Source organism: Parvivirga hydrogeniphila (genome assembly GCF_023371205.1).
Lineage (GTDB): Bacteria > Actinomycetota > Coriobacteriia > Anaerosomatales > Anaerosomataceae > Parvivirga > Parvivirga hydrogeniphila.
The window spans coordinates 275,419-288,498 of sequence record NZ_JAMCCO010000001.1 but is presented as its reverse complement, the minus strand read 5'-3'; the positions used below and the strand labels follow the sequence as shown (position 1 = coordinate 288,498).

At 67.3% G+C, this 13,080-nt stretch carries 15 protein-coding genes and 1 tRNA gene; 10 read left to right on the top strand and 6 right to left on the bottom strand.

Going from position 1 to position 13,080, the window contains the following annotated elements; genetic code table 11:
* The first annotated feature begins 105 nt into the window (after positions 1-105).
* The 3 genes from MX659_RS01410 to MX659_RS01400 all read left to right on the top strand — a co-directional run bounded on the left by MX659_RS01410 (position 106) and on the right by MX659_RS01400 (position 2,481).
* Positions 106-846, top strand: coding sequence for an ABC transporter ATP-binding protein (locus MX659_RS01410; RefSeq protein WP_267192481.1), 741 nt, complete (start codon positions 106-108; stop codon positions 844-846).
* Entirely contained in the window at positions 834-2,102 is a 1,269-nt protein-coding gene (locus tag MX659_RS01405; RefSeq protein ID WP_267191703.1) for a SufB/SufD family protein, read from the top strand. Before MX659_RS01410 ends, MX659_RS01405 begins: the two co-directional genes overlap by 13 nt.
* 235 nt (positions 2,103-2,337) lie before the next feature.
* Positions 2,338-2,481, top strand: a complete 144-nt coding sequence (locus MX659_RS01400) for a hypothetical protein (protein WP_267191702.1) — start codon at positions 2,338-2,340, stop codon at positions 2,479-2,481.
* Positions 2,482-2,514: 33 nt separating this feature from the next.
* On the opposite strand, the gene MX659_RS01395 is transcribed toward MX659_RS01400, so the two are convergent.
* The 4 genes from MX659_RS01395 to MX659_RS01380 all read right to left on the bottom strand — a co-directional run bounded on the left by MX659_RS01395 (position 2,515) and on the right by MX659_RS01380 (position 5,864).
* Complete coding sequence (locus MX659_RS01395) at positions 2,515-2,727, bottom strand: hypothetical protein (RefSeq protein WP_267191701.1); 213 nt, start codon at positions 2,725-2,727, stop codon at positions 2,515-2,517.
* 68 nt (positions 2,728-2,795) lie between these two features.
* Positions 2,796-3,707 carry a protoheme IX farnesyltransferase gene (locus MX659_RS01390; protein WP_267191700.1) on the bottom strand — a complete coding sequence of 304 codons (912 nt, stop codon included), beginning with the start codon at positions 3,705-3,707 and terminating at the stop codon, positions 2,796-2,798.
* Positions 3,708-3,727: 20 nt separating this feature from the next.
* Positions 3,728-5,062 (bottom strand): coproporphyrinogen III oxidase family protein, encoded by a 1,335-nt coding sequence (locus MX659_RS01385; protein ID WP_267191699.1) that lies wholly within the window; start codon positions 5,060-5,062, stop codon positions 3,728-3,730.
* A gap of 145 nt (positions 5,063-5,207) precedes the next feature.
* On the bottom strand, positions 5,208-5,864 hold the full coding sequence (locus MX659_RS01380; RefSeq protein ID WP_323745443.1) for a hypothetical protein: 657 nt from the start codon (positions 5,862-5,864) through the stop codon (positions 5,208-5,210).
* A 29-nt stretch (positions 5,865-5,893) separates the two neighbouring features.
* On the opposite strand from MX659_RS01380, the gene MX659_RS09065 reads away from it, so the two are divergent.
* Positions 5,894-6,205, top strand: a complete 312-nt coding sequence (locus MX659_RS09065) for a hypothetical protein (RefSeq protein ID WP_323745442.1) — start codon at positions 5,894-5,896, stop codon at positions 6,203-6,205.
* A gap of 17 nt (positions 6,206-6,222) precedes the next feature.
* Here MX659_RS09065 and MX659_RS01375 read toward each other — a convergent pair whose 3' ends face one another.
* Positions 6,223-6,630, bottom strand: coding sequence for a DUF2177 family protein (locus tag MX659_RS01375; protein WP_267191698.1), 408 nt, complete (start codon positions 6,628-6,630; stop codon positions 6,223-6,225).
* A 148-nt stretch (positions 6,631-6,778) separates the two neighbouring features.
* On the opposite strand from MX659_RS01375, the gene MX659_RS01370 reads away from it, so the two are divergent.
* The gene (locus tag MX659_RS01370; RefSeq protein ID WP_267191697.1) at positions 6,779-7,621 is read left to right on the top strand and encodes an ICP22 family protein; all 843 of its coding nucleotides are present in this window, start codon (positions 6,779-6,781) and stop codon (positions 7,619-7,621) included.
* A gap of 55 nt (positions 7,622-7,676) precedes the next feature.
* Here MX659_RS01370 and MX659_RS01365 read toward each other — a convergent pair.
* Positions 7,677-7,762, bottom strand: a tRNA-Leu gene (locus MX659_RS01365).
* Positions 7,763-7,928: 166 nt separating this feature from the next.
* Between MX659_RS01365 and MX659_RS01360 the strand changes: the two genes are divergently transcribed.
* The 5 genes from MX659_RS01360 to MX659_RS01340 all read left to right on the top strand — a co-directional run bounded on the left by MX659_RS01360 (position 7,929) and on the right by MX659_RS01340 (position 13,068).
* The gene (locus tag MX659_RS01360) at positions 7,929-9,020 is read left to right on the top strand and encodes a cytochrome c3 family protein (protein ID WP_267191696.1); all 1,092 of its coding nucleotides are present in this window, start codon (positions 7,929-7,931) and stop codon (positions 9,018-9,020) included.
* 56 nt (positions 9,021-9,076) lie between these two features.
* Entirely contained in the window at positions 9,077-10,741 is a 1,665-nt protein-coding gene (locus tag MX659_RS01355; RefSeq protein WP_267191695.1) for a serine/threonine-protein kinase, read from the top strand.
* 87 nt (positions 10,742-10,828) lie between these two features.
* Positions 10,829-11,524: an FhaA domain-containing protein gene (locus tag MX659_RS01350; protein ID WP_267191694.1), complete on the top strand. Its 696-nt coding sequence runs from the start codon at positions 10,829-10,831 to the stop codon at positions 11,522-11,524.
* A 3-nt stretch (positions 11,525-11,527) separates the two neighbouring features.
* On the top strand, positions 11,528-11,947 hold the full coding sequence (locus tag MX659_RS01345) for an FHA domain-containing protein (RefSeq protein WP_267191693.1): 420 nt from the start codon (positions 11,528-11,530) through the stop codon (positions 11,945-11,947).
* The gene (locus MX659_RS01340) at positions 11,944-13,068 is read left to right on the top strand and encodes a Stp1/IreP family PP2C-type Ser/Thr phosphatase (RefSeq protein ID WP_267191692.1); all 1,125 of its coding nucleotides are present in this window, start codon (positions 11,944-11,946) and stop codon (positions 13,066-13,068) included. Before MX659_RS01345 ends, MX659_RS01340 begins: the two co-directional genes overlap by 4 nt.
* Positions 13,069-13,080: the final 12 nt, after the last annotated feature.

Here is a 13,080-nt window from a genome sequence, read left to right as displayed (position 1 = left end):
CGGCATGGCGGTTGCTGCCCCATGCGCATGCGAGATTCCGGGTACAGTCTTTGTCGCACTGCTCCGATCGCTCAAGCGAGGTGGCACATGACCGAACCAGCTCCGCTGCTCGTCGTCGAGGACCTGCACGTGCACGTCGGCGACCGCGAGATCCTCCGCGGCGTCGATCTCGTGATCGACGAAGGCGAGACGCACGTCCTTCTGGGTCCCAACGGGGGCGGCAAGACGACCCTGCTCAACACCATCGTCGGCCTGCCCGGCTACCAGGTCACGCAGGGCCGCATCCTCTTCAAAGGCGTCGACCTGGCTGGGCTCGACATCGACGAGCGCGCGCGAATGGGCATCGGCGTGGCGTTCCAGCGGCCGCCGGCCGTTCGCGGCATCAAGCTCCGCCAGCTCATCGAGGTCGCTGCTGACGGCAGGTTCGACGAAGCGATGCTCGCCGATCTCGTGGGCGAGCTGGCGCTGGAGAACATGATCGACCGCGACGTCAACATGGGCTTCTCGGGCGGAGAGATGAAGCGTTCGGAGATGGCGCAGCTGCTCGCGCAGGCGCCCGACCTCACGTTGTTCGACGAGCCCGAGTCCGGCGTCGACCTCGACAACATCGCCGTCGTCGGCACAGCCATGACGCGTCTGCTCAAAGCCGAGCGGGCCGGCATGAGCAAGCGCGCGGGACTGATCGTCACCCACACAGGACACATCCTCGAGTACGTGAACGCGGATATCGGCCATGTGCTGTACGGCGGACGGCTCGCGTGCCGAGGCAACCCGCGCGACCTCATCGGTGAGATCGGCCGGCACGGCTACGACAAGTGTGTGGAGTGTGCGATATGTCAGCGATGAGAAGCTTCGACGTGCAGGCCCGGATCGCGGAGATCCGCGCTTTGGCCGAGTCCGCACGTGAAAAGAAGGCAGCGTACGGGCCTGACCTGGACCTTTCGCGCTTCAATCCCGCCGCCGACGCCGCGAGCGTCGAGTCGCTGGAGTCCCTCGAGAAGCAGGTGAAAGAAGTCGCCCTCGGCGTGGGCATCGACACGAAAGAGGAGAACCGCTCAGGGACCTACTTCCAAGTCGACCGCTCGCCCATCTACGAGCGCGTCACCGAGATGTACGGCGGCAAGCTGGAGATCATGAGCACGGCCCAGGCGCTCGAGCTGTACCCCGAACTCATGTACGAGAAGTACTACTGGCGAGCGGTCGCGCCGGACAAAGACAAGTACACGGCGCAAGTGGCGCTGCAACCCACCGAAGGCTACTTCATCCGGGTCCTGCCAGGCCAGAAGATCGAGAAACCGATACAGGCGTGCCTCTTCGTCAGCGAAAACAACATCAGCCAGAACGTCCACAACGTCATCATCATGGAGGAAGGCTCCGAGGCGACCGTCATCACGGGCTGCACCATCCACCCGAAGGTCCGCGAGGGGCTGCACGCCGGCATCTCAGAATTCTACGTTGGGAAAGGCGCAAAGCTCACCTTCACGATGATCCACAACTGGGCAGAGGACTTCGACGTACGGCCGCGTACTGGCATCGTCGTCGAGGAGGACGGCACCTACATCAACAATTACGTCCTGCTCAAGCCGGTGAAGTCGATCCAGAGCTTCCCGGTCGCTCGCCTCGTGGGAGCACGGTCGCGGGCGGTGTTCAACTCCATCGTCTACGGCCTGGCAGACAGCCACATCGACATCGGATCCGAATCGGTGCTCGAAGCGCCCGGCTCGCGCTCAGAGGCGGTCGCTCGCACGGTAACGAGAGACCGCTCGATCGTCTACAGCCGGGGCCGCCTGGTTGCGCGGACCAACGACTGCAAGGCGCACCTCGACTGCCGCGGCATGGTGCAGTCGGAGGAGTCCACGCAGTGGGCCATCCCCGATCTGGCGAGCGAAGGTGCACCGGGCGCGGAGCTCAGCCACGAGGCGGCCATCTCGCCGATCGCCGCGGAAGAGATCTACTACCTGATGAGCCGTGGTGTTCCGAAGGACGAGGCCGTCTCGATGATCACGCGCGGATTCCTCGACCTCGACATCCCGGGACTCCCTCCGGCGCTCAAGCGACAGATCGACAAGGCGCTCGAGGAGACCGCAAAGGAATCGATGTAGCGCCGTCGCGTTCAGGACGTCCGCGAAAGCGTTCGCCGCTCGACGCGTTCGGCCGCACCCGACGGACTCGCGTGCCGCTCGGCGCGCTGTGGATTGTCGCACGTCGACCAGCCGCCCAGCCTGCCAGCGGACGGCTGCTCTGTTGCCCAAGGCGTTGTGCCTCACGCGTTATTGCGTTAACGCACTTTACAACGTGGCGTAATCTTTGCTAAAGTTCGGCGCGGAGGCGGTCTGCATGGTCACACGCACCATATGCCCCGCGTGCAAGGGCAACAAGTACGTCAGCGTGACACGCGCTGACGGCAAGCGCGACCACCGCCGGTGCCCCGAGTGCGGCGGCGCGGGCTACAAGGTGCGGATCGTGCACGACCCTCGCTAGCGGGTGGCCGTCCCTGCTCGAAGCGAGCTTGCCTCATCCCGTCTTGATGTAGTAGCGGCACTGCATCCGCTTCGGGCAGTCCGAGGGCACCTCGGCAGCCCTGAACACCCACAGGTCGCCATCTACCCAGCACGTGCACCGGATCCGCTTGTCCTCGGGCTTCACCGACAACGTGTACGCGTCGTCCTCGTCCGGCTGCTCACGCCAGAACTGGCACTTCCCTTTGATCGGCGAGTATGCGTCCATCGCTCCCCCTGCATGTCTCGGCGCCATCAGGGTAGCACGGACGGCTGACGGGTAAAGAGCGACGGACTTCACCTGGCGAGCACGGCGCCGAATGTCAAGCAGAGGAACGCGCCGAGCATGTACGCCGATGCGGCCTTGAACAACGCCCAGTTGTGTTCGTCGGTGGGCGAGAACATTACCAGCAGTGCAAGGACATCAAGCACCAGCCCAAGCGCTGCAAGCGCGATGAGCGCGCCTCTGGCGATATCCTCCTTGAGGCCGGCCGCTGTCAGCACCACGGTGCCCAGCACGGAGCCGACGGCGATGGCGCGGCGCGCGGAACGCTCGCCGTACACGCTCGGCCACACCGGGACCCCAGCCTGCTCGTACTCCTTCGCATGCCGGGTGGCAAGGGTCAGGATGTGGGCCGGGATCCACAGCACCACTCCGAGCGCGAGCATGACACCCACAGCGTCGACGCGCCCGAGCGCGAGCACGCGCCCGGCGAGCGCCGGCATGCCACCCGACACGCCTCCGACGAGAATCGAAAGCGGGCTGCGCCGCTTCAGCCACGCGGTGTAGACCACGAGGTCGAAGAAGAGGCCCGCACCGACCACCGCGAGGAATGTTGCAGAGATCATGCCCGCGAGCACGAGCCCTGCCGTAGACATGGAGGCCCCGAGAACAACGGCCTGGGACGCCGAGACCTCCCCACGAGGCAGCGGCCTGGACGCTGTGCGGTCCATCTTCGCGTCGATGTCGCGATCGAGCACCATGTTGAGGACCGTGCAACCGCTGATAGCGAGCGCGAGGGCGGAAATCCCGGTTACCAGCCTCGGCGCGTCCAGCGTCGGCGCGGCCGTCAGCACGTACGCACCCACCGCGGTGACGAGCAGAAGACCAGTCTGCTTCGGTTTCGTGAGCGAGAGCAGCGCCAGCACAAAGCGCGAGCCCGCCGCTGATTGCGAGGCCTTCACGACAGCTTGCTCGGTCTCTCCCATCCCGCTTCCCTCACCCTGCGTCACGCCGTGACCAACATCTCGTCGCGGACCGCCATGCACGGATGCGGCCCATCGTCGATGAGAAGCGCCTTCTCGTCAGCAGGCAGCAACGAGCGCTCGACGTCGCGGATGTCGTTGTTCGCGGCGAGCGACTCACGCATCATCACGAGGAGAAGATAGCGCCCTTTCGGGCTCAGCACCATCGTCTCAGCGTCCTCGTGGGCAATTGCGCCAACGGCCTTGAAGAAAGCGACCTCCCCCGCCAGCCCGAGCGACACGGGCACACCGAAGTCCCGCCTGAACGCCTGCTTGTCGAGCGAGAGCCCGAACAGCTCGCCCATGAACCGGTAGCGCATGCGGGCGAACCGCCCGAACGGCCGGCCCGCCTTCGCCACCGACATCCTGCCCTCACGGATCCTGCGCTCATAGTCTCTGAGCGAGAAGGTGTTGTGGTACACACGCCCGCCGAGAAAGGACATCGCGCCCGACCCGATGCCGAGATACTCCTCCGTATCGACGATGTACTCGTCGATCATGCTGTCGACGTCCTTGGAGAACGTCCAGGCGGACGACGGTTGGAACTCCGGAGCCAGCCCTTCGCACACGATCCTGTAGTAGTCCACCTCACGGACCAGATCGACCCTGCCGATGGTACGCTCGAGTTCGTGGCGCATCTTCGGCGAGACCATGAGCGGGTAGAACGTGGTCTGGTTCGCCCCTGTCGCCTTGACCATCTCGATGTCGCGCTCGAGGATCTCGCGCGTCTGAGACGGGAAGTTGAAGATCATGTCCACATTGAGCGAGTGGAACTTCCCTGCAGCGCGCTTCACGTGTTCGAAGACGACCTCGCCGCACCCGTACTTGTCGTAGCGCGCCATCTGGTGCAGCAGCGCGTCGTCGAACGACTGCACGCCCACCGACAGCCGTTGCACACGCGACCGCAGCGCCTCGATGTTCTCGTCTGTGATGTGGTTAGGGCTCGTCTCCGCAGAAACCTCACGGATGCCGGGGAAAAGTGTGCGTGCAAGATCTATGGTCTCGCACAGTTCGTCCACCAGTATGGTGGGCGTCCCGCCGCCGACGTATAGCGAGCAGAAGTCGTACCCGAGGTCCGCAGCCATCCGCATCTCCGCGCGCAGGTGCCGAAAGTAGCTGCGCGCGCGCTCCTCAGCGAACAAGAAGCGATTGAACGAGCAGTACGGGCACAGGCGTTCGCAGAACGGCACGTGCGCGTACAGGGTGTACCGATGCCCCGGCTCAGGCAGCGGCAGCCTCGACAGCTCGACCGGCTCGGTGCGCAGGTACGCCGGGCTCAAGATCCGCATCACAGACGTGAGAACGCGTTCAGATAACACGATGACCAGCCCCCAGATCCAGCCACGTGTCGGTGGCAGACGTCTCTTCGGGTGCTTTCGCCGCTACAGGCACCTTCCCTGCACGACGAGACACGGGGCGACATGGTACACCATGCCGCCCCGCTGCTGATGCTCATGGTCTACGCTACTCTGAAGGCGCCTCTTCAGCCGGTGGTTGCTCTGCAGCGAGACGGTCCTTCAGCTGCTGCTTGATGGTCGCGACCATCTCGGCCTGTGCCGGATCCTGCTCGCGAGCAGCCGACGTGAACTCGCCCAGCTTTTCGGTGGCCATGAGCGACATCAGCAGCCCGAACGCGTTCAGGCTCGCCACACCGCCTTCGCCTTCCTCGCCACCTGCCATGTTCACGACCGTCGACGGGACGATCGGGACCTTGGACGCCTCGATCGCCTGAGCGAGCTTCGACATGACGTCCTGGATGAGCTGGAGCTGCGGACCGCCGTATGCGCGCACCTGCTCGTCGATAGCGATGGCCTTTCCCACACCGACTTTCGCTTCCTTCTCCGCGTCCGCTTCTGCAAGCATCTTCACCCTGAGCGCGTCCGCTTCGCCGAGCTTCTTGACGCGCGTCGCCTCCGCTTCGGCCATCACCTGGACCTTCTTGGCGTCGGCTTCCGCTAGCAGCTTCACCTTCTCCGAGTCGCCAGCAGCAAGCGCCTTGACCCGGTCGGCGTCCGCCTTCGCGAGCGTGCGCACCCGTTCGGCGTCCTGCACGGCACGCTGCAGATCCGCGCGGGCCCGGTTCTCCTGCACCTGGATGTTGATCTGCGACTGGGTGAGCACCGTCTGCTGCTCGGCTGCTCGGCGACCGCTTGCGCTTCTCTCAGCTCGCGCTCCTTCTCTGCCGCAGCACGCTGCTTCTCGAAGGTCTCGAGCTTCTCGAAGGCGATCTGCCGGTCTCGCAGCTGCACGAGGATAGCCTCGATCTTGTCGTCACCTGGCTGCGAGTGCGGCGTTCCGATGAGAACCTCTTCGAGCTCCAGGTTGTAGTGCGCGAACTTCTCCTTCATCTCCACGGAGCTCGTGCGCTGGATCTCGGAGCGCTGCTGGATGAGCTCGATGAGCGTCTTGGTCTTCCAGAACGCAACATTGGCATCGCTCATCAGCCTAGCGCACGCCGCTGACATCTGAACAGAAGGCGTCAGGCGAGCCACCTGGCGACGAGGTATCCGACCGCTGAGACCGCGGCAGTGAGCGTCGTGCCCCACGCCAGGTCGACCACCGCGATCACAGCAGGCCACCCGGGAATCGTCGCAAGGTTCGTGATGTCGTAGGTTCCGTAGGCGACGAAACCGAGCAGCGCACCTCCCAGCACTGCCTTGCCAAGAGACCCCGCGTCCGCCGCTGGCATGACGACGAGCACGAGCGCACCGACGACGTAGATGAGATAGAAGAGCAGCGCGACGCCGAGATTCGGTGAGTCAGACATGAGAGGGCCGAGCTGCCTTCGATAGAAACGGTTCCCCATCGTGGTCAACCACACGAGATCGATGCCGAGCAAGGCGAGCAGCGAAACCACGTAGACGACGGCAAGCTTCCAGAAGGACATCTCGATCTCCTCTCAGACGAAGGACTCTTTCTATCTACCCGACAGGGTTGTTCAGGGAATGCCTCTCTCAAGAATCGACCGAGGCGTCTGGATCGCTGATTATTGGGTACTAAATCTGTAGACATTTAGAACATTGGAGGCGATAACGATGGCGCGGAACAACAGGCTCTTCGGGAAGCTTCCCGGACGTGTGTTGGCCGCCGTCCTCGCATTCCTGGTCGTATCGGCGTTCGCAGTGCCATCGTGGGCACTGCTCACCGTGCTGCTGCATTCAGCTCACGTCGGCGCGTCAAGCGAGACGTTCGCCTGGGGCTCCGGCAATGGCGGCCTGAGCGATCAGGTCGTGTGGCATTTCGTGCTGAACGGCATGGATCGCTCGACTCCTGAAGCGCAGCTCACCGTCACATTCCAGAGCGCTGGAACCAAGACGGTCACCGCGAGGAATGACGGTCAGACACAGCACTTCTACGTGGGCACTCCTGGCCACGACGTGCTCGTGAGCGGTTTTGCCGTAGCGGCGACCACGCAGGTGAACAACCTCGTGCTCAGCCACGTGTGGTACGACCGTAGCGAGGAGCCGGGCGATCCGGGCGACGGCGACACCGGCGAGGAGCCGGGCGACCCGGGCGACGGCGAGGAGCCGGGCGATCCGGGCGACGGCGACACCGGCGAGGAGCCGGGCGATCCGGGCGACGGCGACACCGGCGAGGAGCCGGGCGATCCGGGCGACGGCGAGGAGCCGGGCGATCCGGGCGACGGCGACACCGGCGAGGAGCCGGGCGACCCGGGTGACGGCGAGGAGCCGGGCGATCCGGGCGACGGCGACACCGGCGAGGAAGACTTCCTCCCGTTCACCGAACAGCAGCCCGGGAACGAGAACGAGGACTTCCTGCCCTTCACCGGCGGCGAGATCGCGCTGCTGCTGGCTGCGGCTGGAGCCGCAGCGCTCAGCGGAGCCGGGCTCCGCAGGCGCCAGAAGTCCGGTCGCTAGCGAGATCGTCGCACGTACAGAGAAAGGGCGGCCGCCAGGCCGCCCTTCGTTTCTTTGGTGCGGGTGAGAGGAGTTGAACCTCCACGGGGTTGCCCCCACATGGACCTGAACCATGCGCGTCTGCCATTCCGCCACACCCGCATCGTGAGTGCCGGAGCATAGTAGCACACTGATCGGGGCTGGTGAACAGGTTTCACGTAGCGCTTCTGCGCCTCGAACGCGCCTCTTACACAGAACGCGTGCTTGCGAGAGTGCGCACAAGGTCGTAGCATGGCGTCGTGGAACGCTATTTGCAGCGAGGGGACACGTGAGCAGGTCGCATCTCCCGAGAGCATTGTTCGCAGCGGCGTGCCTCATCGGCGCGCTCTTTGCGTCTGCCTCTCCTGCGCTCGCCTATGACGAGACCACTTCGACGATCCCCCCGCAACGAAGCGAGGAGAACTGCGGCGGATGCCATCAGCCGTACTTCACGGTCGGCACGGGCGTACACGGCAGTTACACCACCACCACGAGCAAGTGCCGCATGTGCCACACGGTGCACTTCGCGCCCGCCGACGGCGTGCTCCTGCTCCCAGCATCTACCGTCCAGGGGACCTGCTTCACCTGCCACGATGGAACCGGCGGCAAGGGCGTGTACGGCGCGATAGCGGCCCGGGGGCTTTCCGTCGGAGGCACGCATCGCACCGAGACCACGAGCACGGTCCCTGGCGGCGATCCTTCGACCGGCGGCAGCGCCGTGGAGTCCTTCCGAGGCCAGGGCGGGACCATGACGTGCACTGACTGCCACTCGCCACACGGCTCCGAGATCGTCACCGCGTTCCCGGGCGATCGACGGAGGGTCTCGGAAGAAGGGTACCCTCCGCTGACTCTCACGCGCATGCTTCGCCAGCGGCCTGGCGAGGCCACGCAAGCCGTTGCGGAGTACGGCTCGGACTGGTGTCTCGCGTGCCACCGGGGAAGGAGCTCTGCGCTTTCCACCACCCACAACCACCCGGCCGAGTCGGCTGCGACCACGAGCAACCCGTACGTGTACAGGAGTGCGGCGATCCTGGCCACGGACGCGCCGACCTCAGCTGTCGTGATCGGCGCCGTGGGTCAGACGAACCGCGGCTACCTTATGCCGTATCCGCGCCCCTCCCTGATGCAGGGCCGCTACCCGATCTGCCAGCAGTGCCACGAAGATACTCGCTACGTGGGCGAGCTCGTCTCCAACGGCACGCAAGGAGACGCCGCCACCTGGACGGTCAGCCAGGCCGATGGGACCGTGTCGACGGACAACCCGCGATTCCAGAACTTCCCACACGAGACGACCGGTTACCGCTTGCTCGTCGAGGCGACCACGACCGCCTACACCGACGACCTGTGCCTCAACTGCCATCCGCTCGAGCAGCTGCCGTAGCCCCGCGTCCGCCGGCGCCTGCTGCGCTCGCGCTACACTAGCGCGGGAGGCCGCTGATGGACGAACCCCTCATCCTCGATCGCTACCGACCGCTCGCCTCTCTTGGAGAAGGCGGCCACGCATCTGTCGTTCTCGCATTCGACACGAAGATGGCGCGGCGGGTCGCGGTGAAGCGCTTCTCGCTTTCTGGCGGAGGCGGACGACGTGGCGCCCTCGGCCTTGCAGAAGCGCGGACCGCAGCGATGCTCAATCATCCGGCCATCGTGACCGTGCACGAGTGGGAACCCACCCAAGACGGTGCGGTCATCGTCATGGAGCACGTGGACGGGGCGTCGCTCGCGGAGGTGCTCGACGAGCTCGACGGCCCGCTCGACCTCGACGAGGCGGCCGCGGTGGTGCAGGCGGTCGCGGACGCAGTCGCCTTCGCGCACGCCAACGGCGTCCTGCACCTCGACCTCAAGCCTGAGAACGTGCTGGTCGACCGGCGTGGTCTGGTGAAGGTGGCGGACTTCGGCATCGCGGCGCTCACGGGCGCGGACCGCGCAGGCCGCGCCCGCGGCGGCACGCCGGGCTACATGGCGCCCGAGCAGATCCGCGACGAGCCGGTGGACGAGCGTACCGATGAATGGGCGCTCGCAGCGCTCGCCTACGAGCTCGTGACCGGCATCGCGCCGTTCGACGCGGAGACCCCGGAGCGCTCGCTCGTGCGTATCGAAAGCGGCCGCGTCGAGCCGCCGAGCAGGATCGCTCGCGGGCTGCCCTCAGGCGTCGATCTCGTCCTCGCGCGCGCCCTCGCACCTGATCCGGCCGACCGCTATCCCGGCGTCGCGGCGTTCGCCACCGCGCTGCTCGACCACCTCGGCGACCCGCGCGCAGGCCGGGAGTCGCTCGCGGAGATCGTTGAGGACATCGTTGCGGACGAGGATCTCGCGACGGCTCGGTCCGGCGCGTGGGGCCTGCTCGGCGTCCGTGCGGCCTGGCTCGCGCGCAGTGCGGCCGCCGCGGCCTGCGCGTGGGCCGGGTGGGTCGGAGCGGCGCCTGTCGGCGGCACCGCTGGCGCAGCCGCCGCGGCGGGGCTGTGCGCAGTCGCGGCTGCCATCTCCCCGCCGCTCGGGCTCGCGATCGCGCTTCTCGCCCTCGCCGTCGGCGCGGGCGCCGCGTTCGGCCTCGCAGCAGGCGCAATCGCGGGGGCCCTTGCGGCTGCGTGGTGGTTCGGCGTCGCCCGCATCTGGCCGGAAGCCGGCTTCGCGCCTGCGGTGTCGCCAGCGCTCGCCGCCGTTCGAGCCGGAGCCGCCGCTCCTCTGGTGCTCGGCCTGCTCGCGGAGCCCGCGCCCGCCGCCCTCGGTGGTGCGGCCGCTGGAGCCGTCACAGCGCTGGCGTCCGCGCTGTCCGCGAACCCGCCGTCTGCGGCATCGGTCCCGCTCGGCTTCTTCGCGGACCCGTGGCGTACGCTGGATCCCGGGAGGATCGCGGGCCTCGACCTGCGGTTGCTGGCCGCGCTCACGGCCTCCTGGGGGATCGCCGCCCTGGCTGCCTCGCTCGGCGCACGGCGCAACACACGCGGCGGCGCGCTCGCGGGCGGCCTTGCCGGGCTCGTGCTCATGGGCGCTTCGCTCTTCGCGCTCTCGCCTCAGGTCCTCGCCGCCTGCGCCATCGACCTCGCCGTCGCCGGCGCTGCCGTGGTGCTCGCAGCGCGGCTTTTCGCGCCTCCTCGCGCCTGACGGCGTGACAGCCAGGCGACGGACGCGCGAGGTGTGGATGCTCCCTGCTATCATGCTTGTGCTGCCAGTGCATCGGAGGATGCGGCGATGGGCGTCCTAGCAGACTTCGAAGACCGCATAGCGCGAAGCATCGAGGGGCTGTTCGCGGGCGCGTTCAAAGCCCCCGTGCAGCCAGTGGAGATCGCAAAGGCCCTGGCGCGCGCGATGGACGACGGCCGCGTCGTGGGAGCAGGCGCCGTGTACGCGCCGACGTCGTTCACCGTGGCGCTCTCGGAGGAGGACGCCGACGAATTCGGCGAGTTCACGGCGACCCTCGCTGGAGAGCTCTCCACCTACCTCGCTGACCACGCGCGAGAGCAGGGATATCGGCTGCAGGGCAGGCCAGCGGTGCGGTTCGTCACGCACGAGGACCTCCGGCTGGGCAGGTTCCGCGTGGCTGCATCGCTCGCTCCGCATGAGGAGGCTCCCGCTCACGAGAAGCCGCGGTGCGCGCCTGGTCTGGCGACCGTGACCGTGGACGACTTCGACCACGACATCGTGCTCGACGGCGAACAGGTGCTCGTCGGTCGCCTCAAGGAGTGCCAGATCCAGCTCGACGACGCGAATGTCTCTCGCCGGCACGCTGCGTTCATCCGCCTGCCGGACGGGTGGGCCATCGAGGATCTCGATTCGACGAACGGCACGCGCGTGAACGGCCGGTCGGTCAGCCGTGCTCGGCTGCACGACGGGGACGTCATCGAGGTGGGCCTCTCGCGCCTCGTGTACCACGAGCCAAAGGAGTGAGCGGTGGCAGACGTCGTGCTGCTGTTCGGGCGGCTGCTCTTCTTGGCGCTGCTCTACCTGTTCCTCCTCGCGGCGGTGCGGACGGGGGTGGGGCTGGTCGCACCCGCACGCACCGCGGCCGCGCGCGGCGGGCTCGCCCTTGAGGTCGTCCGTGGGCCGAAGGAGCTTGCAGGCGTGCGCGTCCCGCTCGACGGACCGGTGATCATCGGCCGTTCGCCTGACGCCGACCTCGTGATCGCCGACGGCTTCGTCTCAGCGCTGCACGCCCGCGTGACCCCGGACGGTTCGGAAGCGCTCGTCGAGGACTTAGGGTCCACCAACGGCACGCTCCTCGACGGCCAGCCGGTGACGCGTCCGCTTCGCGCGCGCGCGGGCTCGCGCATCACGCTCGGCCAGAACGAAATCGCGGTGGTGGCATCGTGAACGCGGCGCGCCGACACGAGTGGTACGCGGGGGCGAGCGACATCGGGCTCGTGCGCGCAGACAACGAGGACGCGTACCTGATGGAGCCGCCGCTGTTCGCCGTCGCGGACGGCCTTGGCGGCCACCAGGCGGGCGAGGTCGCGAGCACCGTGGCGATGGAGACGCTGCTTGCGCACGCGCCGAAGCGGGCCGACGCGAAGGGGCTCGCGCGCGCCGTCCGCGCCGCCAACGCGGCCGTCATCGACGCAGCCGAGCAGGGTCGTGGCCGCGAAGGTATGGGGACGACGCTCACCGCCGCGATGGTCGAGGGCACCCGCATCGCGGTGGCGCACGTGGGTGACAGCCGCGCATACCTGCTGTCGCGAGGCGCGCTTACGCAACTGACGCAAGATCACTCCCTCGTGGCCGACATGGTTCGCTCGGGCACGCTTTCGCCCGAAGCGGCGCGCCGACATCCGAACCGCAGCGTCATCACTCGCGCGCTCGGCTCCGACCCCAACATGGTCGCGGACGCCTTCGAGGTGCAAGCCGCGGCCGGCGACCGGCTGCTGCTGTGCACCGACGGGCTTACCGGCATGGTCGAGGACACCGCGATAGCCGATATCCTCAGGACCGCACCGTCGCCGAGCGCGGCGGTGACGCGCCTGATCGCCGCTGCGAACGAGGCAGGCGGCCACGACAACATCACGGTGGTGGTCGTCGACATCCCAGCAGATGCGCAGCGCGAGCACGAGCCCGCCGGCGGGAGTCCGGGAGCGGCTGTGGGATTGCGGCGCGTTCGGGCAGCACGGCTGGCGTGGGCACTCGCGCTGGTGGCCGTCGTCGTCGCGAGCGTGCTCGGTGCGCGTGCGTACGCGCGCTCGCAGGCGTACCTCGTCGACGAGGGCGGCCGAGTGGCCGTCTACCGCGGCGTGCCCGGCGAGTTCGCCGGCGTCCGCCTGCGCTGGCTCGAGCAGGTGACGGACGTGCCGGTCGCCGCCCTCGATCCCGTCACGGCGGCCCGGCTGAAGCGAGGCGTGCGCGTCGAGGACCTTGCATCCGCGTTCGAGCTCGTCAGCGTCTACCGCGCACGGGCTTCTGTGGGGACCTCCCAGCCAGCGGAGCCAGCGCCCTCAGACTGAACGAAAGGCGTC

Excerpts from the sequence above, each read along its gene's own strand:
- MX659_RS01405 (WP_267191703.1), top strand. The coding sequence starts at position 834 with ATGTCAGCGATGAGAAGCTTCGACGTGCAGGCCCGGATCGCGGAGATC.
- MX659_RS01355 (WP_267191695.1), top strand. The coding sequence starts at position 9,077 with ATGGACGAACCCCTCATCCTCGATCGCTACCGACCGCTCGCCTCTCTT.
- MX659_RS01400 (WP_267191702.1), top strand. The coding sequence starts at position 2,338 with ATGGTCACACGCACCATATGCCCCGCGTGCAAGGGCAACAAGTACGTC.
- MX659_RS01395 (WP_267191701.1), bottom strand. The coding sequence starts at position 2,727 with ATGGACGCATACTCGCCGATCAAAGGGAAGTGCCAGTTCTGGCGTGAG.
- MX659_RS01375 (WP_267191698.1), bottom strand. The coding sequence starts at position 6,630 with ATGTCCTTCTGGAAGCTTGCCGTCGTCTACGTGGTTTCGCTGCTCGCC.
- MX659_RS01350 (WP_267191694.1), top strand. The coding sequence starts at position 10,829 with ATGGGCGTCCTAGCAGACTTCGAAGACCGCATAGCGCGAAGCATCGAG.
- MX659_RS01370 (WP_267191697.1), top strand. The coding sequence starts at position 6,779 with ATGGCGCGGAACAACAGGCTCTTCGGGAAGCTTCCCGGACGTGTGTTG.
- MX659_RS01390 (WP_267191700.1), bottom strand. The coding sequence starts at position 3,707 with ATGGGAGAGACCGAGCAAGCTGTCGTGAAGGCCTCGCAATCAGCGGCG.